Below are 25,860 nucleotides of genomic sequence, written 5' to 3' on the forward strand. Positions count from 1 at the left end.
TAATGCAGGAAAAACTATACGCAGCCGTCGATTTTTATGGTGGAAAGACTGTATTCGACTACAACAAGCTGGTAGAATCTTGCGCCATCACTACGTAATGAAGCCTCGTTATCTTAAACGGCGCTTATTTGCACAAATCCATTGACAAAAGAAGGCTAAACGGGCATATTCCTCGGCCTTTGAATTGTCCATATAGAACACATTTGGGAGTTGGACCTTGGCTAATATCAAATCAGCTAAGAAGCGCGCCGTTCAGTCTGAAAAGGCTCGCAAGCACAACGCAAGCCGTCGCTCTATGATGCGTACTTTCATCAAGAAAGTATACGCAGCTATCGAAGCTGGCGACAAAGCTGCTGCACAGAAAGCATTTAACGAAATGCAACCAATCGTGGACCGTCAGGCTGCTAAAGGTCTGATCCACAAAAACAAAGCTGCGCGTCATAAAGCAAACCTGACTGCACAGATCAACAAACTGGCTTAATCGTCCGCTTGCTGAACTTTGTTAAAAAAACCCGCGAAAGCGGGTTTTTTTATGTCTGTTGTTTGCCGGTACTTAGCTTTGCGGCTGCGCAAACAGCGAGGAATAATCGCGGTTGCAGATACGCTGTACCGCAGGATGCTGAATCATTCGCTCGGCAAAAATAGCATGGTACTCCTCCATCACGTTTTCCATGCGGCCAATTTCGACAATCGACTCATCGGCATAGAAATCGTGAGCATAGAGGGTTGGCGCCACAAAAATCGCATTATGCGCCGCGCCGAAGGCTTTCATAAGCGCCGCATCGTCGAACTCGCCGAGTATTTCCACCTGCAGCCCCTGCGAATTAAACCAGTTCAGCAATTTGCGCCCGAGCATGGAACGGCGACCGGGAATGAGCAGGCGACGTTCCTCAAGGCAGGCGGGAAACGGTTTTTCCGGCGGCGGATTCATACACCAGAAGCTCACCCCGCACTCGCCAATTTTCACCGAAAACAGCCCTTCCTGCTGGGTCGAGTCAATCGGGCAATCCGAGATAATCATATCCAGCTTATGCTGGCTCAGTTGCTCCAGCAGCATCTCGTGGGTGGATTCAAAACAGCGCAGATGTATTTGTTCATCTTCCACTACCGCCGCATCCAGAACGCCGCTCACCAGCCGCTTGGATAGCGCATCGGCGACGCCGACATCAAACAGCAGGTTCGACTCTTTGCGATAATTGACGATATCAAGCATCTCCTGGCTCAGGGTGAACATGCGATCCGCGTAGCGAAACACCAGTTCCCCCAGCTCACTGGGTTCCAGACCTCGTCCTTTACGTTTAAAGAGTTTGCCCTGCAATCGTTCTTCCAGCGCCTTAATCTGCCCGGTAATCGTCTGCGGCGTCAGATACAGCGCCTCGGCGGCGCCGACGACCGAGCCTTCCCGATAGACGTGCCAGAAGTAGTACAAATGGTTGTAATTGATATGCGACATGCTTCTCTCCCTGATATGCCCCGGAGAGCCCGCAGGCTCTCCCGATGAAGTTACACGCTGTGAGGATCCGTTACGCGCTTACGCAGAATCATGTAGCCGACGATAGCCGACAGAATAGATCCTATCAGAATGCCCAGCTTGGCCCAGTTGATCAATCCGGGGTCAACGCTACTGAAGGCGAGCGTGGCGATGAAAATCGACATGGTGAAGCCAATTCCGCACAGTACGCCGACCGCCATAATCTGCGGGAAGCGGGTTCCCGGCGGCAACGAGGCCCACTTAAACTTCAGCGCCAGCCAGCAGAACAGGCTAATCCCAAGCGGCTTACCGACAAACAGCCCGGCAATAATCCCCAGAGGCAGCAGCGAAGTCAGCCCCGCGAACGTGACGCCCTGCAGCGAAACCCCGGCATTGGCAAAAGCGAACAGCGGCAGGATTAGAAACGCTACCCACGGATGCAGCACATGCTCAAGCTGCTTCGCCGGCGATTTGCCATTCTGTTCCTTCAGCGGGATCATAAAACCGACGATAACCCCCGCCAGGGTCGCATGTACGCCAGATTTCAGTACTGCCGTCCACAGCACCGCGCCAACCAGAATATAGATACCGGTGCGCCGCACGCCGCAGAGATTGAGCGCCGCCAGTACCACAATTGCGCCAGCGGCGACGGCCAACGACAGTACCGACAGATCGTTGGTATAAAACAGCGCGATAATCACAATCGCCCCGAGGTCATCAATAATAGCCAGCGCCATCAGGAAAATTTTCAACGCCGTTGGTACCCGGTTGCCTAATAGCGCCAAAACGCCAAGCGCAAAGGCGATATCGGTCGCCGCCGGGATTGCCCACCCTTCCCGCGCAACGGGATCCTGGGCATTGAAGGCTAAATAGATAAGCGCCGGCACCACCATGCCGCCAATCGCGGCAACTACCGGGAACACCGCCTGACGGCGGCTGGCGAGCGCCCCCTGGATCATCTCACGCTTCACCTCCAGGCCAATTAACAGGAAAAACACCGCCATTAGCGCATCGTTGATCCACAACAGCATGTTTTTGTTAATTTCCAGCGCGCCGACGCGCAGCTGTACCGGAGTATCTAAAAAAGCATGATACAGACCGCTGGTGACGCTGCTATTGGCCATAATCATCGCCAGCGCGGCGGCGCAGATTAGAATAATGCCCCCGGAAGCATCGCTACTGAAAAATCGTTGCAGATGTTTCACTTTTACTCTCACCTTATTGGTCAATAACTCGATAAAAGTATGATACAGCCGCAAAAACATCGAAAAAAACAGATTTAAATTGCCATTAGAATCGCTTTTTCCGATCTTTATCGATATTTGTTAATCATAGACCACCCGCAACAGAGTGAGCTGCTTGTCGGCATCGAGATAACTTTTCTCCACCGTTGCGTAAGCCGAAGCCAGCGAAGTGGTGATATTTTCCACAATCACGTGGCGTTCGATGCGATCGGCGCGCTGGCACAAAATCTCGCTACTTTCCGTTTCGTTCCAGCAACTTTCAGTAACTACATTGCCAAAAAATTGGATATTACCGGCAGTGTGAGCCCGCACGCCGCCAATTGTGAACAGTGAAATGGCCGCCAGCCCTAACCAGTCTTTCTTGAATTGCATACGCCAAATCCTCGGTCTGAGGAAGCTGATAACCGGGTACAGCGCCCCGGTCGCTGAGACTTAACCTTTAGCTTTCTGAATTGCCATCTGCAACGCATCCTGCGATGTGCTGCCCGGTACTACCGAGATACGCCCGGCATCCGGAGCCGCTGCCTGCGGCATCACCACAAAAGCCGGGGTTCCGGAGAAATTCATATGCTGCGCCAGCGCCTGATTGCTCAGCAGCGCATCATGTACCGCCCCGCTCTGCTGGGCAGTTTTAACCGCCCTAATCTGCGGCTGGGTGAGATAGTGCGACGCCAGCGCATAAACATCCTGATCGGTGAGCTGTCCTTCCACTTTACCCGTGGCGTACAGGGCATTATGCCAGGCCAAATACTTTGTCCCGCCATCGTTCAGCCACACCTGTTCGCCGATTCTCGCCGCCAAACCAGACACCGGCCAGCGGGATGAAAAGATCGGAAACTCTTTAAAGATAAAACGTGTATCAGGATTCGATTTCACCAGTTCTTCCACCACGGGCGACATCTTGCTGCACCAGGAACACTGGTAGTCAAAAAACATCACCACCGCCGCTTTAGCATCCGCCGGGCCAACGGAGGGAGAGTTGCCGCTCAGCAGCTCAGAGCGGTACTGCAGCGCCAGCTGCGCATAAGCCTGCTTCTGGGCAACCTGCTGGCGCTGATGTAGCGTTTCGCTGGCGGCAATCAGGAATTCAGGATGATCCGCCAGATAGGTCGCTACCGCTTCGCCAACTTTATCCGGATGGCTGGCGATATACGCCTCAGCGGTCGGCCCAATATCGCCTATCGCCGGGTCGGTCTTCGCCGCCAACGTGGAAAAAGAGATGATGCCGCCAAGCGCTATCCCCGCCACCGATTTACAGGAAAGTTTGCGCATTATTGAGTTCTCATTATCAAGTTCAGGAGATGCCCACAGGGGCAGAATAAAATCGTCATCACCGTTGCGCCGTTGCCGTGACCGGCGGCATTACGCCTCCGGCATCGTTGAGGCTTTGCCAACGCACGGCGCAGCGCGTCGTTTGTCGACACCAGTCTGTGCGGCGGGTAGAAAACGGCGCGACCACGCCGGCAGCGTCGATCGGCGTACCGTTGACGCGGGTTGAAAAGAGGGTGACGTAATAGGGGCCTGGATTACGTACCGTCAGCCCATCCGCCGTTAAGTTCCAGACCAGATGACGATAGGCCTGCTGCGGATCGCCGATTAGCCCCACAGGTCGATAAATCAGTTTTAACGCCGAGCGAAATGCCATCTGCACACTATTGGCGCCGGTTTTTCCCGATGGAATAGCGGCAATGCTCAGCGTAAACAAGCTTTCACGGTCCCGCGCCAGCGCCTCGCCGCTCCATGCGACACGCAGTGTGTTCTCCTGGCCTGCGCGCAATAAAAAGAGCGGCGGCGTGACCACGAATGGCGGTTTTCGGGGCGACAAATCATCGCCCCCTGGCCAGCGTCCACCGCTCAGCACGTGGCTATCCACCAGCCAGTCACTGTCCGAGGTATTGCGCAGCGGAACGCTCAACGTCGTCCTTTCAGCGTGATAAATAAAACGCGTGCCGCCAATCACCACACCGGCATGGCTTATTGCAACGGGCAGCAGCCAGAGCCCTGGCCAGTAGAAATGTCGTCTATTCATAACTCAGTACGAAAGTCGCGGAAGCATCGGCTGCTCCCGGTGCCACTGGGGCGCCATCAGCTACATAGCGGGCATAAAACTGTAAACGTTCGGACGCGGCGCCCGCGGTTAGCGCCTGCACATCGCTCTGTGCCCCCGGCGCGATTTGCTGTTTATTCTTGTCATACAGCGCAATTCCCATACCGCTTGCCATATCCGCCCCGGCATTCAACGCGAACAAATCGCCATCTTGCGGATCGCTGGTACCGCTAAAGCTCACCGTTACGCCGCTGGCGGTGCTGCCGCAATTTTGCAGCGTGATCGAAAAAGGCTGCCACTCCGCGCCGGCACCGGCCTGATAAAACTGGCGGCTGCTAACGGTTCCCATATCAACCTGAATATTCTCGGAATCCGGCGACAGCGTGCAGGTGTTGTCGGTAATGGTTCCGGTGACGTAGACCCGGCCGTCATGGGCCAGCGCACCGCTTGCCGCCAGAGCCAGCCCCCAGCAGAGGTACAGTTTTTTAATCATTGCCGCGCGCCTATTCATATTGCAGGTCGAAATACATCACCGCCGTCGCATTGCCGGAGGTCACGGTTGGCCGGGTAGATTTGTAGCGGATATAGAACGATAAGGTATTGCGGCCCGTTTTCAGCGGGTAGACCACCGAACTGGTGTTATTGATGCTGACGGCATCCTGGTCCTCATCAAGGATCTCCACGCCAACGCCGCTTGCCAGCATTTTTTCGCTACCCATGCCGGTATCGCTCAATGCCAGCAGCGCCGGGTTGTCGCTGTCGGCAGTGCCGGTAAACCAGATTTTGCTGCCGGTAATGCCGCGCGAGCAGTTTTTCAGGTTGATGTTGAACGGCTTGAACTTCGTCGTCGTACCGGTAGAGGGGAAATCCTCCACAGAGAACTGACCTAAATCGATACTCTGGCTGAGGCTGGAAATTTCGATATCGCAGGTTTGCGCGACAATGGTGCCGGTGAATTCCAGGTTGTAGCCGCTATCGTCGGCATAGCAACCGCTGCCGCATAGCAGAATGAATAAGAAGAAGTAACGAATCAGGCGCATTTAGTCGAAATCCACCCGTAAGTTAGCCAGTGCGGTGAAGGCGCCTTCCGCCGGCGTCTGGCCGGTGGTGCTGACTGGATACGCCTGCAGGGAAAGGTTCGCGTGTCCGTTTTCATCGGTAGTAAAAGGCTCAACGCTGCTGGCGTCATTCGGCGTTAATACCGCGCCGTCGCTGCTCTCAACCACCACGCCAACATCAGGATTGTCGGAGGCAATAGCCTGGCTTAAGTGGCTATCGGCGGTGGCTATCAACCGCAAACTTAAGTTGACCTGCGAATCCACCCCACTGCACTTCACCGGCACGGTGAATCTTTTCTTACGGACACCCGTTGGTTTTTCCCCGGCGCGATTGAAACCACCGCTGTACAGCGAGCCAAAATCCACAAGAATGGTTTGCCCGGCGTTAATTTCGCAGCTTTGCGGCACGGTCACGCTGCCGCTGTAGACAATGCTATATACCACGGTACTCAGCGGGTCGTCCCCGGTGGTGGTGACATAGACATTAAACATGGTCTTCGGCTCGATATTTACCGTGCCAATAAATGGCTTCACAACCTTAAGCTGGAATATCAGATTCGAATCATGTACCGGAAAAGGCGAGCCGTTGTTAACGTTGGCGTCATAGCCCATATAGACATAATCCATTGGTGGATAAAATTCCCCGGCCGACGAATCTTCAATGCGCATTGCTCCTTCAAGATAGGCGCCATCCAGCTGCATATATTTCCAGTCGCCGTTGGTTTCCACTATCGATGAAGAAGCGACATACGAACGATACGTCCGCCCCGAATCCGAAGAGCCGGCGGGACAAACCGCCTGCACGTTCACATCCTGGTTTTTACTAAGTTGTGTGGTGGTACCGGCCTGATTTTGCGCCGCCGTTAGCGTCGTCGTCAGGTCATAATCGACCGTCGCGGGCGAGCCATTGGTGTTCTGGCAAACGGCCGCCAGACTACCGCGGGCCAGCAGCAGCCCCATTAACAGAACAAGAAAAGAGACAGGCTTCATTTAGCGACATTCCAGATGCTGACGCGCCAAAGGCTGGCTAACGTCAGGGAGATGATAATGAGTGAGACATTGTTGGTCAGGCTGCGGCCCCCATTGTGCTTTCAGCGTGCCCTGCGGGCTAAGGCCTGAGAGATACACTTCGCCATCGTCGCCAACGATGCCTTCTTCCGCCGCGCCAGCAATGGATACCGTAGCGCCAAACGGCAGCGGTTTTCCGTAATGGCTTAGCGTCAATAGCGCGCGCTCGCCGATCCGGGCAGTAAAGTTGGCCAGCACCAACGCCCCTTGGGTGGGAACGACATTGATCACCGCATCATCGATATCGACATCGTCTTTTAGCGAGTTGACGTCCAGCGCCATGCGATTCTGGCGGTAAGTAGTGGCATACGATACCACCGCGTAGCCGCGGCCATCGGTGTGGATCCCCGGTTGATCTTCGATATTGACATTCCCTGCCCCCGGCACGGCGATAAGAACATTGGTGTCGCCCAACGGCTGGCTGAGGGTCAGACCATGAGCATGCGCGACCATGCCGCCGCTGAGGCCATAGTTCAGTTGCCGATAATCACCATGGTTGCTGTTGTTGTAGCCGACATTCAGGTTGCCCTTTGCCCCGTCGTATTCGAGGCTGGCGGAGCCGCTCGCACCACCCCCCTGATTCTGATAGCCCTGCTGGACGCTATAGCTCAGGTTGTTTTGATCCAGTAACATGCCGCTGATACCGCTATTTTGCGTCACGCCGCCGTGTCCATCGCTACTGGTGGAAAACGTCGCATAAACGTTATGTCGACTCTGGGTAATATCGTCGCCGTGAGAAAGCCACTGGCTGAGCGGTAGCGAAAGATTGAGCGCCAGCGCCTGGTCGCGTTGCTCCTCGCCGGGCGCGCGGCTGCTGCTATATGACAGGCTCCACGAGACCCCAGCCAGCGTGTCGCTGTAGCCGATTTGCAGTAATTTATTGGTTTCATCGGTGTGCCAATAGCTCTGTTGGCTACCGGTGACATACAGTGAGCCAAAATGACCGAACTGCTGAGAGAGGTTGATCTGTACCTTGCCGCGTTTGGTGTAATACAGGTTGTAGTCATCGCCAGCATCACGATCGCTGTCGTCCTTCTGCTGGCCGTTATAGCCTGACATCCGCTTCCACGCGGTATCATCGAGGGTATAAAAACCAGAGGTTGAGTAGCGATATCCCAACAGCTGAAAATGGGTACCCAGGTCATTTAAAGATTTGGCATATAAAAAGCGCAGCGATTGCCCCTGGTGCTCGCTCTCATCCGCCAGCGTACTGTAAGCCTGGGTAAGATCGACGGAAATCGCCCCCCAGTTACCGAAGTTGGCCCCGGTTCCCAGCGCCAGGGCGCGATAATCGGAGGAAAACTGCGTTCCGCCGTATAGCGTAAAGCCGTGCGGCAACCCCCACATCAGGGTCGCCTGGCCGAAACTCACATCCCGTTTCTGGCTACTATCGCCGCGATAGATCGCCGCGGTGGCGGCGTATTTCACCCGCCCCTCGCGTTGCAGAACCGGTACGGCGGCATAGGGTACGCTATAACTGGAGATGCTACCGTCGGACTCCTTGATCTCAACGTTGAGATCGCCACTGGAGGAGGTCGGATAGAGATCGTCAATCGTGAATGCGCCAGGCGGTACATAGCGCTGGTCTATAGTGTAGCCATTCTGGCGAATCGTCACCTGGGCGTTGCTTTTGGCGATGCCGTGGATAGTCGGCGCGAAGCCCTTCATGCTGTCCGGCAGCATATTGTCATCGGACGCCAGCTGTAGCCCGCGAAACGGCAGGCTATCGAAAACGCCTGAGGGGGTGTAGCTGTCGCCCGCCGTCAGTTCGCCTTTCAGCGCCGCCACATCGCGTTCAACGTAGGTGCTGATGTGCTGCCAGTCGCTTTTCTGTTGCTGATTATCGCTGTTGTAGTTCCATGTCGAATAATCACGTAGACGCCAGGCGCCAAGATTTACTCCGCTATTGAGACCGAGAAAGTAGCTATCGCTATCAGTACCGCCAGCGCTACGGTCCCGGCTATTCGCACCGGTAAACGTATAGTTGAGCAACAACGCATTAATACCTTCATCCCAGTTTTGCGGCGGAATATAGCCCCGCGCCCGGCTGTTCAGCGCCGCCTGCGGAATGCTGATATTCAGCCGCTGCTGACTAAAATCAAAAGCGGTGGAGGCGGCGGGGATCGTAGCCGCAAGATCGACGCAGTCGCCCGTAGCGGCCTTCGCCAATTGTGGAAAAGCGCTAATATTCACGTTCATGCCGTTGAGCATCTCAGTCGTCAGGCAGGCACGAAGGCCAGAACCATCAGCGGCCTGGTTATTGACGTGAAAAGCAATATCGCGCGTCGTCAACAATGCGCCATTAAGGTAGACATCGACCCGATAAACCCCCGGCGCCTGACCGTTGCCTTCAAAGTGGGAAAGGTCGGCGATCTTCGACGGATCGTCAGATAAAAAGGCCGGGTTAAAATAGTTTTCGGCCCAGCTGCTCGGCAGCGTGCATACGCTTGCCGAGATCAGAGCCAGGCTGATAAGCGCCGGCAATCTACCCACCTTCAACTGGCACGCGGAGACATCGAGTTTCAACACAATATCAATGACTCAGACAGGTTTGCAGCGGCGTGATGGCGCCGAAATCGTTAATTGACTGGAAGGTCGCCTGCCCTGCTCCGCCGTGCAACGTTATCTCGCTTTTCGGCGGCACCATTGAATTGGCTAATTTCTGTCCGCCGACATGAATATCAACCAGCGAGACATAATAGGGTGATGGATTGGCGATCGTCAGGCGGTCGCCTGCACGCTGGCAGCGCAACATTGCCGGAGCGTCAACCGAGGCAACCGGTAAGTGTTTGGGGCGGATAAACAGTTTAATGACGCTTTGCGTGGCGATTTGCAGCGAATTCGCCGCCAGTTTACTTTTATTAACCGAGGGAATGGCTTTACTGTTGAGATAAAAAACGCTTTCGCGATCTGTCGGCAGGGAGGGGCCAACGTACATAATACGCAGCAGATTTTCTTTCCCCGGCTGAATGACGAACAGCTGCGGGGTAACGACAAAATCGGCGCTTCTGCCGCCATCGGCATTCGCCACCCACGACTGAATTAAAAATACATTATTGCTGGAAGAGTTTATCACCGGCAGAGAGACCTGCTTATCACCCTGCGGATAAATAACCCGGGTAGAACCCAGCGCAATACCACCCGCATGGGCCAGCTGAGTCATTCCCAGCGCCGCCAGCAGTACTAATAAAAATAAAATCGGGGTAATTCGCGTACTCATTCTTTTGATAACCAGGGAGGAGATGAAATGCATCCCTCCGCTGCCAACAACGGAGGAGATGCGGATACCAATCAGGAATAGACCATGCTGAAGGTCGCGGTCGCTGCGACGTTACCTGCAGTCGCCGCGCCGGTTGCGACATAATCAACGCTCAGCGGTACGGTGTTTTCACCATCAATCAGGGTGATCGTGCCAGAGGTGTCGCCGATGTTCAGAACCTGTCCATCCGGGCCGTAGAGCTGCAGCGCAACGTTAGTCGCCGAGCCTGCGCCTGCGGTATTCGCCAGCGAACCGGCGAGTGAACTGTCCTGCTGACCATTAAAGATAACCGCCGCATTCTGGCTGACGGTGGTATCGCAATCTTCCAGTTTGATTGAGAAATCTTCTTTCTGATTAGCTACCATTCCGGCTGCCGTCAGTTTGCTGGTGCGAACCTGGCTCAGGGTAACGGTTTGATCGATAGAGTCAGCAGAAACGGAGCATGCGGCATTCACAACCTGTCCCGTAAAATTCACCGTACCACCGGAGACCGTCGCGGTATCCGCATTCGCCGCGCAGCTCATACCGCCCGCCGTCATGGCAGTCATGACCATCACTAAAAGATGTTTTTTCATAAATAACCTTTTAAATACACAAGTCGAAAACAGAATTAATAACGAATTTTAGTACCGAGCTCTCTTCACAGAGATCTCTTGCTGGTACCGGGCGCAAAAACGTTAAAGTTTGTAGCGTACAGAAATACTATATTCAATGAATAGCAAACCAGCGCTTATTTATAAGCGCCGATAGATAATTAATTTCTGCCGTTATTTAATTATTATAAATTGGCCAGAGAGTTGCAATCGACAAAAACTGTTTTTATAGGACCACCATTAACTGACTGTTTTTACAGTAAATAAATCGTTATGGCTGTTATTTAGATACAGCAACTAGTAAGCCAATGGCAGTTTTTTAATCCCTAACAGACGTCCACCATCAATATTGATATATCCGCCCTTTCGCAATTCAGAAAGAAGCTTCATGGTACGACTCCGCGATATTCCGGTACGACGTTGAATAAAGTTCAGAACATTAATGCTCTGGCGATATTCGTCGTTGTAGGCGGCAATTTCGATTAATAACGCACGAACCTTAAGATAAGAATCAACGCCAACCAGCTCCCGGTCGCGAACGTTCATCACCATCAGACGATAAGCGAGAAAACGAGCTACGTCGTGCCAAAGATTGCACTCATCCGTCACCTTAATAAAATCCGCTAACGAGACTGCACGACCACGGCATTCTGTTTCAGCAATCAAAAAATGCTCCGGGCGGGTGGGAACATCGTATGTCACACCGTAGCTATCTATCAGTCCAGCAATTGACGGGGCGAAAACCGATAGCACGTTCAAGCCTCGATCACTGCGGCAAATTGAGAAGATACCGGACTCCAGCAACACAATGCGGCTGCTCTGCTCTGTGTATAGTGAAAATTCTTCACCCGACTGCACGACGAAAGATTTACCAAAGGGCAAGAGCGCTGAAAATAAGGCGTCAATCGCTGCATGTGGTTTAGCCTGCTGAGAGAAAATATATGAGTGCAAGGCATTCTCATTATCATTTTCGAAACCATTTAATTTCATTATATCTTCATTAAATATCCATAATCATATGAGAAATAAAGATATACATACATTAGTTAGCCTGCAATTAATAATAAATAAATATTAAATATAGAATAAATGTATGATGAAAGCACAAATAATCAATCATTTATCAAATAAGATAATCCTCAAACAAATAACCAACAAAGATCTCAAAATGTTATTAATCATTTTTAACATTACACACTATAACAAATGAAATTATTTCTTATGATATAACAAGAAAGAGAAAAGGCAGCGATCCAGTATAGTACCGCCACTGAATCACCGCCTTAACGCTACATGAAATACAGGGAATTAACTAAAGTAGCGGGGCGCCGCGTAGTACTCCACCATTTTCTCCGCCAACCAACCGCCATCTTCACCGTTGGAATGAATAGTGGTGATACTGACGGTCGAACCGCCGCCCCACAGCACGGCAAAAACGTTATAGTCCGGCAGATTTAACGCCTGCATCTGGCTCCAATCGTATCCGCCATCGCAGCGCAGAAAATCACCCACCGTCGCGACGCCATAGGTCGTGCTGTTCATCGCGGTATTTAACAGCGCCGGGGTAATGGCGTTGATATCGCTGCCAATCCGCGAATCCCCCATGAAGAAAGTAGCACCTGACGCAAAATGCGCCGCCGCAATTTTACTGGTCCCTTCCGCAACCGTCGGCATATGGCCGCCGGGGATCTGCCACAACATCGCCGGTTTCTGCAATGCTCTGGCGGTCTCCTTCACCATGCCCAGATAGTTCATCCAGCAGGTAGCGTTCCAGCCGTAGTGGGCTAAGGCATCCGGGCTGAAGCAGTCGCGTTCAAATTTATCAAATGCGATAAAGTCTGGCGCATAGTCGCCGCCGTACACGCCCAGTTCATTAATGAAGTCAGCGATCGCCGCCCCTTGTTCCCGCGGCGCGGCATTGGCGCGCAGCAGCCAATCTGCCGTGCCCGTCGCCCAAACGTTGGTCTGCCAGCCGAAAGCGATGTCCGGCGCGAACTGGCGAACGATATAGTTAATCGCCTGTACGTAGCCGTACAAATCGTTGCTGAAAGTCGGCAGCGTCGGCGCGCTAAACCCTGGCATCGAAGGAAGCGCATTAATCGCCGCCGCCAGTTGGACATTGACCTGTACGCTATTGGCCTTACGCAGCGCGGTATAGCCATAAGGCTCCTGCTGCATGGCGCCAAGGAAGTCTGGATTCAGGACAAAGGTTGCCGGAACCGGATGCTGGTCATCTTTCCAGGATTGCGCCGCCAGACACTGGGTAATGAAGCTACCAAAGTGATTGCGTAGACGCTGTTCGTCCTGCAGGTCCGATACCGCGCTGCCTCCGCTGGCATTGGCGGTATAGACCACCATCACCGGCATCACCGCACGGCCGGCGTCGGCCTCGATCTCGCGAACCAAAGGCACGGTTTTATGGATCGGTAGTGAGGCATAATCAAGGAAGCCATCGCCGTTAGTGTCCACTTCCGCCGCCGGAATCGGATCGCCGCCGCCATCAAAACCATCATATTTAAACAGCGCGCTGAACGGCACGCCACGATAAAGATCGACCGTCTCCGCCGCATTCACCGTCACGCCGCCGTGCGCCAGATAATTCGGCCAACCTTTTACCTGCAACGGAACGCCCTGGATAAACTCAAGCGTGACGTTATTAACGCTTTGCAGCAAACGCAACGGCGCGCTGACATCACAGCGCCACGGCGTACCGGCGATGTATACATCTGCTACCTGCACGCTATATTCCCCGGCAGATAAACGCAGCGGCAGCTTCTGCTGGCGAGTATCACTGGCCAGCACGAAACTGTACTGGTAGCTGCCGCAGCGGAAACGATAGCGTTGAGCTGCCGTACCCTGTGGTAAGCCTAATACCGTCACCGCGACTTCAACAAAGTTATCGCTCGCAACGGGCGTTTTTTGTAGCGCAACGTCTGCCTGAGCCGTCGTGCCTACCGTCGGCACGAAGGTCGCAGGCTGCGCAGGCGTTGTCAGCAACTGGTTGTTCATCGTCGTCGGCTGCAGGCAAATAGCATATTGATGATTTGCTAATAGCCGAGTGACGCGCTGCGGTTGATTCGCCATCAGCGTCAGAGTACGTTCGCGCACGCCTGCTTCCGACCACAGCTCAACGACGACTTCCGCGCCTTCCAGTTCATCATCCGCCAGTAGCAGCTCGATCGCGGCAAAGAGCACCGCTGGCTGATAAGCAATCTGGCACCGTTCGACGGCGTTACCGGACGAGAGTGTCAACGCATAGTTTTCAGTAACAGGTGAAATCCTCATTTCATCGTTACACAACTCCAGTACCGTCATACCATAACGACCAGCGCTCAGATCGCCGATGGTTAGCGAAGCGCCCCATTCACCGGCAAAGCGCTGCTGGCGGCCATCCGGATACTGCAGTTCGATCTCCGGCTTCAGCGAGGTGCTCTGCGCCTGCGCCGGGAATTGCACAATGATTTGTCCCTGGCGTCCAGGATCATGGGCCAGCGTCGCCGTCAGATCGCTAAGCGCAACGGGCGTTTGCGTGGCCGAAAGATAAAACTCCAGCACCGCCGATTTACCGGAAGCCAACAGATACTCGCCGTCGTTATTGATTGTGATGGTATTTTTTTCAATCGGCCAACCGCCGTCGCTGGCCAGCGTTACCGCCTGATTCCCCAGCATGGTGCCGCTAAATGGGCTGTACGGATCGGGATGCGCTGTCGCGGTGAAACCTAATTTCAACTGATTAATATCGACGGACTGCGAATAGTGATTCGTCAGCGTCAGGGCAATACGTTGGTACCAGCTGGACGCTTTCACCTCTCCGGATACCAGGGTCAGTCCCGCGCCGGTAATCGCATCATCGGTGGGCGCTTCAGGTTCTGGCTCAATATCATCAGCGGTATCATCCGCCGGTACTTCAGGTTCTGGTTCAACCTCATCAGCGGTATCATCCGCTGGTACTTCAGGTTCTGGCTCAACTTCATCTGCGGTATCGTCCGTCAGAGTTAACGTAAAGGTGGACATTTTTACCGGTACCTGGGTGGCAGCCAGGCTAAAAAACAGGGTACCGCTTTCCCCTGCCTGCAGCAGCAGTTCACTACTGTTGTTGATGATGATTTCATTGAACTCCAGGGTTCCCTGGGCGGTGTCACGCAAAGTTAATGAACGATCCCCTTTTAGCGTGCCTCCCGTATTGCCCCACGGATCCGGATGGCCGGAGGCGGTAAAGCTAATTGCCGCCTGGTTCAGATCTACCGAGCGGTTACTTTCGTTTGTGAAGGTTAAAGTGACTTTTTGGTACCAGCTGTTCACATCAATCTGGCTATTTTTAATTACAACGGTCATCAACGTGATTCCTCATTCCCTGGTGGAAAAAAGCCCCGGAAAACCGGGGCTTTGTCATGGAGCCCATACCTCGTTAAGCGCAGAAGTATTAGTAAGCGCCTAAGTCAGTCCATGCGCCGCTCTGACCGCAGTTCAGGTCAGGCTGGTCGCCCTGGGACCACCATTTCACCTGGTAGTTGTGACCTTTCCAGCTCACGGTTTCGAAGGTACCCCAGCTTGCGCCGTATACGGTGTTAGCATCCCACAGCGCGTGTGGCGCATCCTGGTCTGCCGCATCATCGGTAGAGGCGTCATCTTCAGCCGGTGTAGTATCTTCGTCTGGAAGCGGAATAATGTCGGTTTCATCTTCTTCTTCATCAGCCGGTTCAGGTTCGCCCTGAGATGCTAATGCTGGCACCGCCGTCAGCACAAAACGTTGCTGAGTGGAAGGTTCGTTGTAGCAGTCACGCACAAACAGAGTGAACTGGAAGGCCGTTTTCGCACTCACTTCAGGCACCACAAACTCAATCACTTCCGCAGTTTTATCCGCGACGGTAATTTCAGACGGTACGCCCCAGCTGTAGCTCAGTTCATCATCATCTTCATCAGAAGAATTCGCGCCTGACAGCTGGACGGTAGAACCGCCGACAACCAGCAGCTCGATAGCGGCTTTTGGCGCATGATTGACGTCAGTTGCCTTATCGTCTTCTTCGGATTCATCTTTTTCTACGTTGATGCCTTCGAAGTAGAACGGTTCCATATCGATGACTTCAGACTCAATTTCATAACCCAGACCTTCGCGAGCCGCGTTCAGCAGCACGCCATTGTCCTGATCGATAGTCCAGGTAAACATACCACCCAGACCCAGGCTTGCTGCATATTCGCCCTTCGCTTTTACTGAACGTGGAGTATCCAGAGACATGAACAGCTTGGATTCCGGGTTATACAGGTAGTCAGCATCAGCGACCTGGTCGGTGTAGACGTTGAAACCGTTACGGCCTTTCTGGTTTTCCAGATCCAGGTAGTTGTAGATCACGTCATACCATTCATTAGTGCCGGATTCGAAAGTACCGGTGGTATCGCCGTTACCTGGGTTATAGGTGCCTTTCAGCGGAGACAGCGACTCCAGCTCAACGTTACGGCCATTACGGGTATAGCCGGCATAACCAATGTTGATATTTTCAGCAGGGAAACCTTCAGACAGCAGATGTTCCACGATAGTGTTGACGCCCCAACCGCCCTCTTCCAGCGCATTCAGGTTAGTGTGATGAGCAACGCTTTCCGCCCACGGGGTACCGAAGAAGTCATAGGTCATCAGGTTGATGCCATACAGACCTGCTTTAATCAGCGCTTTCACGTTGGAGTAATCAAAGGTCTTCACGACCGCGGAGCTGGCGATGGAGATTTTCACATTGCTCAGGCTGGCGGAATCCAGTTGCTTACGCAGTTCGCCAATAAGCAACGCATAGTTTTCACCATCTTCCGGGCCGCAAGGGTTGCCAGCGCCTTCAGCGTTCGGGTATTCCCAATCGATATCCACTTCGCTGAACATCGGGAACTGTTTGAACAGTTTCACCACGCCTTTGGCGAAGGTTTTACGTGCGGAATCAGACGCTGCGGTTTCATGGAAGCCGTTACTCATGGTCCAGCCGCCGATGCTCATGGATAGCACCAGGTTATGGCCCTGCTGTTTCGCTTTCGCCTGCAGATCGCGCAGACCGCCAAGCAGACCTTTACAATTTTCTTGAGTCACGGTCTTCGGATCAACATCCCAGCCGCTAACGCTATGTCCAACGTTGACGTAAGACTGGAAATCACCCCATGGATCAAGGAAAGTCGGTTCGTACTTAACTTTACCGCACTGTTCCGCGCCTTCAGCCACGACGTCACGATATTGGCCATCATTTTTATGGAAACCGGTCACGCCAACGAAGCCGAAAATAATTTTATCGTAAGCAGTCGGTGAGATATTGGTCAGGTCGTAGCCGCGACCGCGGTTATCTTTAGAATCGTCCCCTTGCAGGCGACCATCATACTGAGACCAGTCGGTATAATAGCCAAATACCTTCGGCTTAGTGGTTGCCGCTTTATATTTGTTATAGACCGGCTTTGCGACACGAGCTGATGTATAGCTATAGTTGCTAACTTCAGTTGCTGGGTTAAAACCATCAGCGGCGTTGCTGGTTTCGGTAAGAGTATCGCCTTTAATCAGTTTGCTGGTAGCCATTTTAAATTTCCTTTTAAGTTTAAAATTTATCGCAGTTCGTTCTGCGAAAACAACAATCCATTACTCATCAAAAATTAGCTAATCACAAAACCTCAGCAATTCATCAGCACAGAAAAATTATTTTAATGATGTCTACTCAGGAAACATCAACGTGGAATCATTGGGAAAATGAGGCTCGTCTTTCAGCAGGAAAGATAAAAAACAGACAGCATATTAAATATAATTTAGGTAGTAATTAACCGTCATTTAATTTACATGAGATTATGTGACGAAGGTCTCCCCAACAAATGGCAATACAATAAAACCGATGACAAAAAATGGATTGAGCCATTTCTTGTGCAATATATTCACCAACGACAATCAGGATGTGCAAATCTAAAGGAAGACGTTATGAAAACTTATCTCATCAATAACAACTGCATCTACAATGAACAGAAATATGAACTAAGAACGAGCTCAAACTCGCAAGTTATTAGAATGACGGCAATGCGTTCTAAATGTCTTAGCTTCATTATTGAAAACGCTCATCTGGAGATTATCGAACGCCAGAAAATCACTAATGAGCTATGGGGTAGCAGAAGTCATTTTGTGAATGATGCCAATCTAACGCAGATACTGTATTTAATCAGACGAGACCTGAAGGCGTTGGGCATAAACGATCTCTTCATTACCATCCCGCGCCAGGGATTACAGGTCAATAAGGATATCGCCATTGAGAAAGTCGAGCCAAAAAAACCAAAAGCCAGGAAGCAGTTTTTCCGTAAAACGCTGGCAGCCCTGACCACCGTCTTTTCAGTCACGCTAGGTACAATGATGTACATGCATATTCATTAATTCAGGGAGAAAAAAATGAATCCAATTATTGATGGAATTCTGGGGCTGGAAGGCGGTTACAGCGCCAACCCGAAGGATAAAGGCGGAGAGACTAACTGGGGTATCACAGAAGCAACGGCGCGAGCGCATGGTTACCAGGGGAAAATGAGTGAACTTTCTCACAATGAAGCCTATGCAATCCTGGAAACGGATTACTGGATCAAACCCGGCTTTGAACAAGTATCGCAACTTTCCTGGGCGGTAGCATTTGAACTCTGCGACGCCGCCGTGAATATTGGTCCCCATCACCCTTGCACGTGGCTACAGCGCTGGCTTAACGTGATGAACCGCGAGCAGCAGTATTATCCGGATATAAAAGCAGATGGCAGCATCGGCCCGCAAACCTTACATGCGCTAAATTCCTATTTATCGCAACGAGGTAAAGAAGGAGAAGCGGTGTTAGTGAAAGCGCTCAACTGTAGCCAGGGCGCTTATTATCTGGATATCTGCGAAAATCGCCGACAAAATGAAGAGTTCATTTACGGCTGGATTAAAAACCGAGTGACATAGTTGAGACAAAAAAATCCGTAATAAAAGACTCAAGGATGAGCCTTTTATTACCTGATAATACTATTTGAGTTTCGAACCGCCAACAGCACTTTTAACTTTTTCTCCGAGGATTTTTAAAATCGGGCCGGCAAATACACCGCCTAAACCAGCGGCTAACAGCACCATATTAAAGCTAAACCCTTTTTCGATAGCAATAGCGCTAAGGAGAAAACTGGTAAAACAAGATATGACTACCTGCGTCAGGCAGGTCATAATTCCCTGATGGGCTTCGCCAGCCTCTTCTTTATTCCTGCGAAGCAGGAAACTAACGAACCCGCCCCAGGCGCCGATAGAAATAATGATCAGAAGTATTTCTACTTCCAGTAATACAACTTCCGTTGTCTCTAAATGATTAGGAATAGACATAATCGCTCCTGAATAACTAAAGTTTAAAAAAGATTCATCAGGAGTGTAAGCGGCGGAATAGTGGAAAGGTAATCAAAGAACATCATGACTAACCACATCATATTAATGACGGTAAGATGAGGAAACTTACCGTCTGAATGAGGACAGCGTATGTAACATGGAAACTGTTTCATTTATCGCTGATATATTTCTACTGCTTTTGTTCCATGAAGCATAAACCTGCACGGATTTAAACATCAACTCAGGGGGCGGTTGGATAAAATTTATATCATATTTACGCTGATTTTTATAAAACAACGCCAGTTTCAAAGGTAACAGTGCAATCAATGCGGTTCTTTCTACCATGCTAACCAGCCCGGTGATAGAATCGCTACAATAGCCCATAGTACGTGAGCCGTTATAATAAACATCATCTTTAAATAATCCGTTATCAGTGATGATGGTGAGTGAAGTAATCCCCGGTTGATACATGGCATGGCGGGAAGAGTAGAATTGATGCAAAGAAAGCTGCGACAGCTCGCTGAATAAATGACCTTTGGCACAAATACAGACAAAGTTTCTGAAGCTATCAATAATTTGATTATCGAGTCCGGGCTCAACCAGCGGTTCAGAACCGATCGATAAATCACATTGAGCGGTCAATAAAAGCTCTTTAGCTTTATCGCAGCTAATGTTGCGGGATGAAAAATGGTTGATAACGCCCTGCTCGAAAAGCGCGCTACCGTACAGTTGGGAAAGGTAATAACTTTCGATGAAATCGCTTCCAAGGATCGTAATCCGGGTGTCATCATCCTTATTTTCCGGCAGAAAAGTATTGTCGACAAGCGACATGGCCTGACGGAAACTTTGGTGTATTTCGAGTGCTTTCGCCGTTGGCAGTAAACCATCTTTGCTTCTGACAAACAGCTCCTGCTGATAGAAGTTTTGCAGACGTCTTAATGCCAAAGAGACCGCGGCGGGAGTGATGGCCAATTTTTTCGCCGCCTTCGCGGCATTTCCTGCCGAAATGACAGCGTCAAGAACCTTGATTAAATTATAATCAAAGCCCTTATTGGCACCTTTCGATCCCATCCACTGTCAGCCTCTTTTATCGAAAAAAGCAATATAGATAATACTCAAAATAAATCAAATCCGGACATGCTAAACAAAGTATAGCGTTTCTATTCAAGGCTGAGGTTAGGGTAGAAAAAAGCCTGAACAGGGATGTTCAGGCTTGTGCTAATAAGGTGATTAAACGCAATTAACGCGTTAAATCATCAAAGAATTTTTTCACGCCATCGAAGAAGCTTTTGGAACGCGGGCTGTTTTTCTCACCCGTCGGACCGCCAAAAGTTTCCTGCAGCTCTTTAAGCAATTGTTTCTGCTTGTCGTTAAGACCCACTGGCGTTTCTACCACCACGCGACACAGCAGATCGCCCTGAGCACCGCCGCGAACGGATTTAACGCCCTTGCCGCGCATGCGGAACAGTTTGCCGGTTTGCGTTTCGCCAGGAACTTTCAGGTTAACGCGGCCATCCAGCGTCGGTACTTCAATCTCGCCGCCAAGCGCAGCCATGGTGAAGTTGATCGGTACTTCGCAGTACAGATTATTCCCCTCACGCTCGAAGATCGCGTGCTGTTTGACCTGAACCTGAACGTACAGATCGCCCGCCGGAGCACCATGCTCGCCCGCTTCGCCTTCGCCAGCCAGACGAATACGGTCGCCGGTATCGACGCCAGCCGGGATTTTCACCGACAAGGTTTTGGTTTTTTCAACGCGACCGTGACCGTGGCATTTATTGCACGGATCTTTAATCAGCGTACCGCGTCCCTGACAGTGTGGACAGGTTTGCTGAACGGCAAAAAAGCCCTGACGCATCTGGACCTGACCGGAACCGTGACAGGTTGGACAGGTCTGCGGCTGAGTTCCGGATTTGGCGCCGCTGCCGTGGCAGACATCGCACTCTTCCAGCGTCGGGATGCGGATTTCCTTGGTGACGCCACGGACCGCTTCTTCCAGCGTCAATTCCATGTTGTAACGCAGATCTGCGCCGCGCGCCGCGCGCTGACGACCACGGCCACCGCCGAAGATATCGCCGAACACATCGCCAAAGATATCGCTGAAATCCGCGCCGCCGCCAAAGCCGCCACCGAAACCGCCGCCGCCCATGCCGCCTTGTTCAAACGCGGCGTGGCCGTACTGATCGTAGGCTGCACGCTTCTGGGCATCAGTCAGGACTTCATACGCTTCTTTGATTTCTTTAAATTTGGCTTCGGCCTCTTTGTCACCCTGGTTACGGTCCGGATGGTATTTCATGGCCAGGCGCTTGTACGCCTTTTTGATTTCACGCTCTTCCGCTGTTTTGGAAACGCCTAAAATCTCGTAATAATCTTGCTTTGCCATTGGTGTTTTTCAGCCCCTTAACATGCGTGCACGGGCGGAGAGGAAACCTCTTCGCCCGTGCCAGTGTTTTACCCGTTCAAAGGGCGATTATTTTTTGTCTTTCACTTCTTCGAACTCAGCGTCGACAACATCGTCATCCTTCGCGCTGCTTTCTTGAGCGTCAGCGCCGCCAGCCTGCTGCTGAGCGTGCTGCTGCTGAGCGATTTCCATCAGCTTCTGGGAAGCCTGGGCCAGCGCCTGCATCTTCGCTTCGATGTCCGCTTTGTCTTCACCTTTCAGAGAAGTTTCCAGTGCGGTCAGCGCAGACTCGATTGCAGTTTTGTCGTCAGCCGGCAGTTTGTCGCCTGCTTCTTCAACCTGCTTACGGGTGCTGTGCAGCAGATGGTCGCCCTGGTTACGGGTCTGAACCAGCTCTTCGAACTTACGGTCAGATTCAGCGTTAGCTTCCGCTTCGCGAACCATTTTCTGAATTTCTTCTTCATTCAGACCGGAAGAAGCCTTGATGGTGATCTTCTGCTCTTTACCGCTGTTTTTATCTTTAGCGGAAACGTGCAGGATACCGTCAGCATCGATATCGAAGGTCACTTCGATCTGCGGCATACCGCGCGGTGCTGGGTTAATACCATCCAGGTTGAACTGACCCAGAGATTTGTTATCGGAAGCGCGTTTACGCTCACCCTGCAGCACATGGATGGTTACCGCGGACTGGTTGTCTTCCGCAGTAGAGAACACCTGGCTGTGCTTGGTCGGGATCGTGGTGTTTTTGCTGATGAGCGCGGTCATCACGCCGCCCATGGTTTCGATACCCAGCGACAGCGGGGTAACGTCCAGCAGCAGAACGTCTTTAACATCACCAGTCAGTACACCACCCTGAACGGCTGCGCCGATAGCTACAGCTTCATCCGGGTTAACGTCTTTACGCGGTTCTTTACCAAAGAACTCAGCAACTTTCTTCTGCACCATCGGCATACGAGTCTGACCACCAACGAGGATCACGTCGTTGATATCGGAAACGGACAGACCGGCATCCTGCAGGGCAACTTTCAGCGGCTCGATGGAACGGTTAACCAGATCTTCAACCAGGCTTTCCAGTTTCGCGCGAGTCACTTTGATGTTCATGTGTTTCGGACCGGTCGCGTCTGCGGTGATATACGGCAGGTTAACGTCGGTCTGTTGAGCGGAAGACAGCTCAATTTTCGCTTTTTCTGCGGCTTCTTTCAGACGCTGCATCGCCAGCGGGTCGTTGCGCAGGTCAATACCCTGCTCTTTCTTAAACTCGTCAACGAGGTAGTTGATCAGACGAGTATCGAAGTCTTCACCACCCAGGTGGGTATCACCGTTGGTTGCCAGAACTTCGAAGGTTTTTTCGCCGTCAACTTCGTCGATTTCGATAATAGAGATATCGAAGGTACCACCACCGAGGTCGTATACCGCGATAGTGCGGTTGCCGACTTCTTTATCCAGACCGTAAGCCAGCGCAGCGGCAGTCGGTTCGTTGATGATACGTTTAACTTCCAGACCTGCGATACGACCGGCATCTTTGGTTGCCTGACGCTGAGCATCGTTGAAGTACGCAGGTACGGTGATAACAGCTTCAGTTACCGGCTCACCCAGATAATCTTCAGCGGTTTTCTTCATTTTTTTCAGCACTTCAGCAGAAATCTGCGGCGGCGCGGTTTTGGTGCCTTTCACATCAAGCCAGGCGTCGCCATTATCTGCAGCAACGATTTTGTACGGCATGATGGAAACGTCACGCTGAACTTCTTCATCCTGGAAGCGGCGACCAATCAGGCGTTTAATCGCAAACAGGGTGTTTTGCGGGTTTGTCACTGCCTGACGTTTAGCCGGCTGACCAACCAGAGTTTCACCATCCTGGGTATAGGCAATAATAGAAGGCGTGGTGCGATCGCCTTCGGCGTTCTCCAGCACGCGAGCGGTAGTGCCATCCATAATCGCTACACAAGAGTTGGTAGTACCCAGGTCGATACCAATAATTTTACCCATCTAAACGTCTCCACTAAAAATTCGATCAACATGTGGTTGTGAACCTGTAATAAGGGCGAAACGTGCGGTTTCAACTGCCCTGACATCATTTTTTTTCAGGTTCTTCACTGCGGTTGACTACAAGATGGGGTCGCCCTGGTTTTCATCAAGGGGCAGGCCAAAAAAAATTTTTCTGGCAAAACGCAGACGCGAGAGCAAACGACACGCCAGACGATAAAAATAGCCGGTATAACCCATACAAAAAATAAATAGTAAATAAGAACATATTCATTGGATATCGCACTCGTTCGCCGAAGAGTTGGCCATTATCGCCGCGAAAGGTAAATTGCTGAAAAATACCCCGCCAGATCATAGACAGCCTCTGCACGCCTCATTATTATGCCGCGCCCCACCGCAAGTGGCGGGGTAATGCTTCCCTTTCTAATCATTATTTTGAGGAATTATGGGCAACACTAAGTTGGCTAATCCGGCACCGCTGGGCCTTATGGGCTTTGGCATGACCACTATTCTGCTTAACCTGGCAAATAGCGGCCTTTTCGCATTCGATGTAGCTATCCTGGCGATGGGCATTTTTTACGGCGGCATTGCGCAAATTTTTGCCGGCCTGCTCGAGTATAAAAAAGGCAACACCTTTGGTTTAACCGCTTTTACGTCCTACGGCTCCTTCTGGCTGACGTTGGTCGCGATCCTTCTGATGCCGAAAATGGGCCTGGCTGATGCGCCGAACGCGCACTTCCTGGGCATGTATCTCGGCCTGTGGGGTATCTTTACGTTGTTCATGTTCTTCGGCACGCTGAAAGCCGCGCGCATGCTGCAGTTCGTCTTTCTTAGCCTGACGGTACTGTTCGCGCTGCTGGCGATTGGTCACCTGGTCGATAACGAAGGCATTGTTAAAATTGCCGGTTGGGTCGGCCTGGTATGCGGCGCGAGCGCTATTTACCTGGCGATGGGTGAAGTGTTGAACGAGCAGTTCGGCCGCACCGTTCTGCCGATTGGCGAACCACGCTAATGGCCTGCCGCCGCCCGCAAACCGGGCGGCGGCGTTAAATTTAACGCTACAGTTCTCCTTGCGGTAAAACCGCCTGCGTCGTCAACCCCTGACGCAGCCAGATACCTAACCCCAGCCCCATCAGCGACAGCGCCAGTACGTACCAGGCCGGCGCCATCGGCGAAACCCCCATCAGCATCGTAACGGCGATCGGCGTCAGGCCGCCGAAAATGGCGTACGACAGGTTGTAGGAAAATGAGATGCCGGTAAAACGCACTTCCGCCGGGAAAGCGCGCACCATCACGTAAGGTACCGCCCCCACCACGCCGACGCACAGCCCCACCGTCCCATACAGCAGAAACAGCCGCTGCGGGCTGGCGCCGGAAAGGTGGTAAAAGGCCCAACTGGCGGCCGCCAACAACAGGCTGCCGACGATAAAAGTGCGGCTGGCGCCGAAACGGTCTGCCGCCAGACCGGCGAGTAGACAGCCGATGCACAGCATAATCGTGGCGATGCTATTGGCCTGCAGGGTAATCGCCGGCGCAAAGCCATAATGTTTTTGCAGCCAGACCGGCGACATCAGAATCACCACCACCACGCCGGCGGACAGCAGCCAGGTGAGCAGCATCGAAACGATGACGGCCTTCTGGTGCTTAAGCGCCACCGCCTTCACCGGCAACTCCTGCGCCAGCGCTTTGCGCTTCTGCATCTCCAGAAATATCGGCGTCTCCTGCAGCCAGCGACGCAGATACATCGCCACCAGGCCAAAAACGCCGCCCAGCAGGAAAGGAATACGCCAGCCGCCGTCGTGGATATCTTGCGGCGTCATGCTGGTGTTGATAAGCGTCGCCACCACCGAACCCAACAGGATCCCGACGGTCAATCCCGCGGTCAGGGTGCCGCAGGCGATACCGATGCGTTTTTCCGGGACATGTTCGGCCACGAAGACCCAGGCGCCCGGCACTTCGCCGCCAATCGCCGCCCCTTGCAAAATACGCATGAGCAGTAATAGCAGCGGCGCAACGATGCCCATTGAGGCATAAGTCGGCAGCAGACCGATCGCCAGCGTCGGCAACGCCATGAGCAGAATGCTGAGGGTGAACATTTTTTTGCGACCGACCAGGTCGCCAAAGTGGGCCATGATAATGCCGCCAAGAGGGCGCGCCAGATAACCCGCGGCAAAAATACCGAAGGTCTGTACCTGACGTAGCCATTCCGGAATATCGGCCGGGAAGAACAGTTCGCCGACGACGGCGGCGAAGAAAACAAAGATAATAAAGTCATAAAACTCCAGCGCCCCGCCGAGGGCGGCCAGCGTCAGAGTTTTATAATCCTGTCGATTCAGTGCTCGGGTGTGTTGTGACATAACTGGCGCTTCGTCCGCAGTAATATTACGCAATGTGTAAAGTAAAAAAC

General features: G+C 52.2%; 23 protein-coding genes. 4 read left to right on the forward strand and 19 right to left on the reverse strand.

Translation table 11 applies throughout. The features are described from left to right. Positions 1 to 217: 217 nt before the first annotated feature. Entirely contained in the window at positions 218 to 481 is a 264-nt protein-coding gene (gene rpsT, locus AC2CGP_RS21400; RefSeq protein WP_002887965.1) for a 30S ribosomal protein S20, read from the forward strand. Positions 482 to 553: 72 nt separating this feature from the next. On the opposite strand, the gene nhaR is transcribed toward rpsT, so the two are convergent. From nhaR to AC2CGP_RS21470, 14 genes are all read right to left on the reverse strand, one after another. After that, positions 554 to 1,453, reverse strand: coding sequence for a transcriptional activator NhaR (gene nhaR, locus AC2CGP_RS21405; protein WP_032709857.1), 900 nt, complete (start codon positions 1,451 to 1,453; stop codon positions 554 to 556). 50 nt (positions 1,454 to 1,503) lie between these two features. Next, positions 1,504 to 2,676, reverse strand: coding sequence for a Na+/H+ antiporter NhaA (gene nhaA / locus AC2CGP_RS21410; protein ID WP_047036913.1), 1,173 nt, complete (start codon positions 2,674 to 2,676; stop codon positions 1,504 to 1,506). 120 nt (positions 2,677 to 2,796) lie between these two features. Beyond that, positions 2,797 to 3,087 (reverse strand): hypothetical protein, encoded by a 291-nt coding sequence (locus AC2CGP_RS21415; protein WP_047036889.1) that lies wholly within the window; start codon positions 3,085 to 3,087, stop codon positions 2,797 to 2,799. A gap of 60 nt (positions 3,088 to 3,147) precedes the next feature. Beyond that, positions 3,148 to 3,987, reverse strand: a complete 840-nt coding sequence (locus tag AC2CGP_RS21420) for a DsbA family protein (RefSeq protein WP_411303383.1) — start codon at positions 3,985 to 3,987, stop codon at positions 3,148 to 3,150. Positions 3,988 to 4,045: 58 nt separating this feature from the next. Next, positions 4,046 to 4,744 carry a pili/flagellar-assembly chaperone gene (locus AC2CGP_RS21425; protein WP_047036882.1) on the reverse strand — a complete coding sequence of 233 codons (699 nt, stop codon included), beginning with the start codon at positions 4,742 to 4,744 and terminating at the stop codon, positions 4,046 to 4,048. After that, on the reverse strand, positions 4,737 to 5,255 hold the full coding sequence (locus tag AC2CGP_RS21430; protein WP_047036880.1) for a fimbrial protein BcfF: 519 nt from the start codon (positions 5,253 to 5,255) through the stop codon (positions 4,737 to 4,739). The genes AC2CGP_RS21425 and AC2CGP_RS21430 overlap by 8 nt, the downstream gene beginning before the upstream one ends. Before the next feature lie 10 nt (positions 5,256 to 5,265). Continuing rightward, the gene (locus AC2CGP_RS21435) at positions 5,266 to 5,802 is read right to left on the reverse strand and encodes a fimbrial protein BcfE (protein WP_046883348.1); all 537 of its coding nucleotides are present in this window, start codon (positions 5,800 to 5,802) and stop codon (positions 5,266 to 5,268) included. Further along, on the reverse strand, positions 5,803 to 6,810 hold the full coding sequence (locus AC2CGP_RS21440; protein WP_049034834.1) for a fimbrial protein BcfD: 1,008 nt from the start codon (positions 6,808 to 6,810) through the stop codon (positions 5,803 to 5,805). It lies immediately after the preceding gene. After that, entirely contained in the window at positions 6,811 to 9,414 is a 2,604-nt protein-coding gene (locus tag AC2CGP_RS21445) for a fimbrial biogenesis usher protein (protein ID WP_162618998.1), read from the reverse strand. Positions 9,415 to 9,421: 7 nt separating this feature from the next. Next, complete coding sequence (locus tag AC2CGP_RS21450) at positions 9,422 to 10,141, reverse strand: fimbria/pilus periplasmic chaperone (RefSeq protein ID WP_020079648.1); 720 nt, start codon at positions 10,139 to 10,141, stop codon at positions 9,422 to 9,424. Between the two features lie 38 nt (positions 10,142 to 10,179). Further along, the gene (locus tag AC2CGP_RS21455; RefSeq protein WP_015704344.1) at positions 10,180 to 10,722 is read right to left on the reverse strand and encodes a fimbrial protein BcfA; all 543 of its coding nucleotides are present in this window, start codon (positions 10,720 to 10,722) and stop codon (positions 10,180 to 10,182) included. A gap of 315 nt (positions 10,723 to 11,037) precedes the next feature. Next, positions 11,038 to 11,730, reverse strand: a complete 693-nt coding sequence (locus tag AC2CGP_RS21460) for a winged helix-turn-helix transcriptional regulator (protein ID WP_015704343.1) — start codon at positions 11,728 to 11,730, stop codon at positions 11,038 to 11,040. Between the two features lie 318 nt (positions 11,731 to 12,048). After that, the gene (locus tag AC2CGP_RS21465) at positions 12,049 to 15,075 is read right to left on the reverse strand and encodes a chitinase (protein ID WP_411303382.1); all 3,027 of its coding nucleotides are present in this window, start codon (positions 15,073 to 15,075) and stop codon (positions 12,049 to 12,051) included. 88 nt (positions 15,076 to 15,163) lie between these two features. Next, positions 15,164 to 17,281: a glycoside hydrolase family 18 protein gene (locus tag AC2CGP_RS21470; RefSeq protein ID WP_047041281.1), complete on the reverse strand. Its 2,118-nt coding sequence runs from the start codon at positions 17,279 to 17,281 to the stop codon at positions 15,164 to 15,166. 390 nt (positions 17,282 to 17,671) lie between these two features. On the opposite strand from AC2CGP_RS21470, the gene AC2CGP_RS21475 reads away from it, so the two are divergent. Both AC2CGP_RS21475 and AC2CGP_RS21480 read left to right on the forward strand, forming a co-directional pair. Beyond that, positions 17,672 to 18,115, forward strand: a complete 444-nt coding sequence (locus tag AC2CGP_RS21475; RefSeq protein WP_015368346.1) for a winged helix-turn-helix domain-containing protein — start codon at positions 17,672 to 17,674, stop codon at positions 18,113 to 18,115. Positions 18,116 to 18,130: 15 nt separating this feature from the next. Next, complete coding sequence (locus AC2CGP_RS21480; RefSeq protein WP_015368347.1) at positions 18,131 to 18,664, forward strand: glycoside hydrolase family 108 protein; 534 nt, start codon at positions 18,131 to 18,133, stop codon at positions 18,662 to 18,664. Between the two features lie 60 nt (positions 18,665 to 18,724). On the opposite strand, the gene AC2CGP_RS21485 is transcribed toward AC2CGP_RS21480, so the two are convergent. The 4 genes from AC2CGP_RS21485 to dnaK form a co-directional block, all read right to left on the reverse strand. Beyond that, positions 18,725 to 19,069 carry a phage holin family protein gene (locus tag AC2CGP_RS21485; protein ID WP_047041279.1) on the reverse strand — a complete coding sequence of 115 codons (345 nt, stop codon included), beginning with the start codon at positions 19,067 to 19,069 and terminating at the stop codon, positions 18,725 to 18,727. Between the two features lie 126 nt (positions 19,070 to 19,195). Continuing rightward, positions 19,196 to 20,140 carry a LysR family transcriptional regulator gene (locus tag AC2CGP_RS21490; protein WP_015704338.1) on the reverse strand — a complete coding sequence of 315 codons (945 nt, stop codon included), beginning with the start codon at positions 20,138 to 20,140 and terminating at the stop codon, positions 19,196 to 19,198. Between the two features lie 169 nt (positions 20,141 to 20,309). Next, positions 20,310 to 21,452, reverse strand: coding sequence for a molecular chaperone DnaJ (gene dnaJ / locus AC2CGP_RS21495; RefSeq protein ID WP_020079653.1), 1,143 nt, complete (start codon positions 21,450 to 21,452; stop codon positions 20,310 to 20,312). Positions 21,453 to 21,539: 87 nt separating this feature from the next. Then, a complete protein-coding gene (dnaK, locus tag AC2CGP_RS21500; protein WP_020079654.1) occupies positions 21,540 to 23,456 on the reverse strand; it encodes a molecular chaperone DnaK in 1,917 nt (638 codons plus the stop codon). 442 nt (positions 23,457 to 23,898) lie between these two features. Here dnaK and satP point away from each other — a divergent pair, with 442 nt between their 5' ends. After that, on the forward strand, positions 23,899 to 24,465 hold the full coding sequence (satP, locus tag AC2CGP_RS21505; RefSeq protein ID WP_015368353.1) for an acetate uptake transporter: 567 nt from the start codon (positions 23,899 to 23,901) through the stop codon (positions 24,463 to 24,465). A 46-nt stretch (positions 24,466 to 24,511) separates the two neighbouring features. On the opposite strand, the gene AC2CGP_RS21510 is transcribed toward satP, so the two are convergent. Continuing rightward, complete coding sequence (locus tag AC2CGP_RS21510) at positions 24,512 to 25,810, reverse strand: MFS transporter (protein ID WP_116289440.1); 1,299 nt, start codon at positions 25,808 to 25,810, stop codon at positions 24,512 to 24,514. Positions 25,811 to 25,860 lie beyond the last annotated feature (50 nt).

It is taken from the genome of Klebsiella sp. SYXHC3, assembly GCF_057196925.1.

Coding starts and splice junctions, on each gene's coding strand:
- nhaR (WP_032709857.1), bottom strand. CDS start 1,453: ATGTCGCATATCAATTACAACCATTTGTACTACTTCTGGCACGTCTAT.
- AC2CGP_RS21415 (WP_047036889.1), bottom strand. CDS start 3,087: ATGCAATTCAAGAAAGACTGGTTAGGGCTGGCGGCCATTTCACTGTTC.
- AC2CGP_RS21420 (WP_411303383.1), bottom strand. CDS start 3,987: ATGCGCAAACTTTCCTGTAAATCGGTGGCGGGGATAGCGCTTGGCGGC.
- AC2CGP_RS21425 (WP_047036882.1), bottom strand. CDS start 4,744: ATGAATAGACGACATTTCTACTGGCCAGGGCTCTGGCTGCTGCCCGTT.
- AC2CGP_RS21430 (WP_047036880.1), bottom strand. CDS start 5,255: ATGATTAAAAAACTGTACCTCTGCTGGGGGCTGGCTCTGGCGGCAAGC.
- AC2CGP_RS21435 (WP_046883348.1), bottom strand. CDS start 5,802: ATGCGCCTGATTCGTTACTTCTTCTTATTCATTCTGCTATGCGGCAGC.
- AC2CGP_RS21440 (WP_049034834.1), bottom strand. CDS start 6,810: ATGAAGCCTGTCTCTTTTCTTGTTCTGTTAATGGGGCTGCTGCTGGCC.
- AC2CGP_RS21450 (WP_020079648.1), bottom strand. CDS start 10,141: ATGCATTTCATCTCCTCCCTGGTTATCAAAAGAATGAGTACGCGAATT.
- AC2CGP_RS21455 (WP_015704344.1), bottom strand. CDS start 10,722: ATGAAAAAACATCTTTTAGTGATGGTCATGACTGCCATGACGGCGGGC.
- AC2CGP_RS21460 (WP_015704343.1), bottom strand. CDS start 11,730: ATGAAATTAAATGGTTTCGAAAATGATAATGAGAATGCCTTGCACTCA.
- AC2CGP_RS21465 (WP_411303382.1), bottom strand. CDS start 15,075: ATGACCGTTGTAATTAAAAATAGCCAGATTGATGTGAACAGCTGGTAC.
- AC2CGP_RS21470 (WP_047041281.1), bottom strand. CDS start 17,281: ATGGCTACCAGCAAACTGATTAAAGGCGATACTCTTACCGAAACCAGC.
- AC2CGP_RS21475 (WP_015368346.1), top strand. CDS start 17,672: ATGAAAACTTATCTCATCAATAACAACTGCATCTACAATGAACAGAAA.
- AC2CGP_RS21480 (WP_015368347.1), top strand. CDS start 18,131: ATGAATCCAATTATTGATGGAATTCTGGGGCTGGAAGGCGGTTACAGC.
- AC2CGP_RS21485 (WP_047041279.1), bottom strand. CDS start 19,069: ATGTCTATTCCTAATCATTTAGAGACAACGGAAGTTGTATTACTGGAA.
- AC2CGP_RS21490 (WP_015704338.1), bottom strand. CDS start 20,140: ATGGGATCGAAAGGTGCCAATAAGGGCTTTGATTATAATTTAATCAAG.
- dnaJ (WP_020079653.1), bottom strand. CDS start 21,452: ATGGCAAAGCAAGATTATTACGAGATTTTAGGCGTTTCCAAAACAGCG.
- dnaK (WP_020079654.1), bottom strand. CDS start 23,456: ATGGGTAAAATTATTGGTATCGACCTGGGTACTACCAACTCTTGTGTA.
- satP (WP_015368353.1), top strand. CDS start 23,899: ATGGGCAACACTAAGTTGGCTAATCCGGCACCGCTGGGCCTTATGGGC.
- AC2CGP_RS21510 (WP_116289440.1), bottom strand. CDS start 25,810: ATGTCACAACACACCCGAGCACTGAATCGACAGGATTATAAAACTCTG.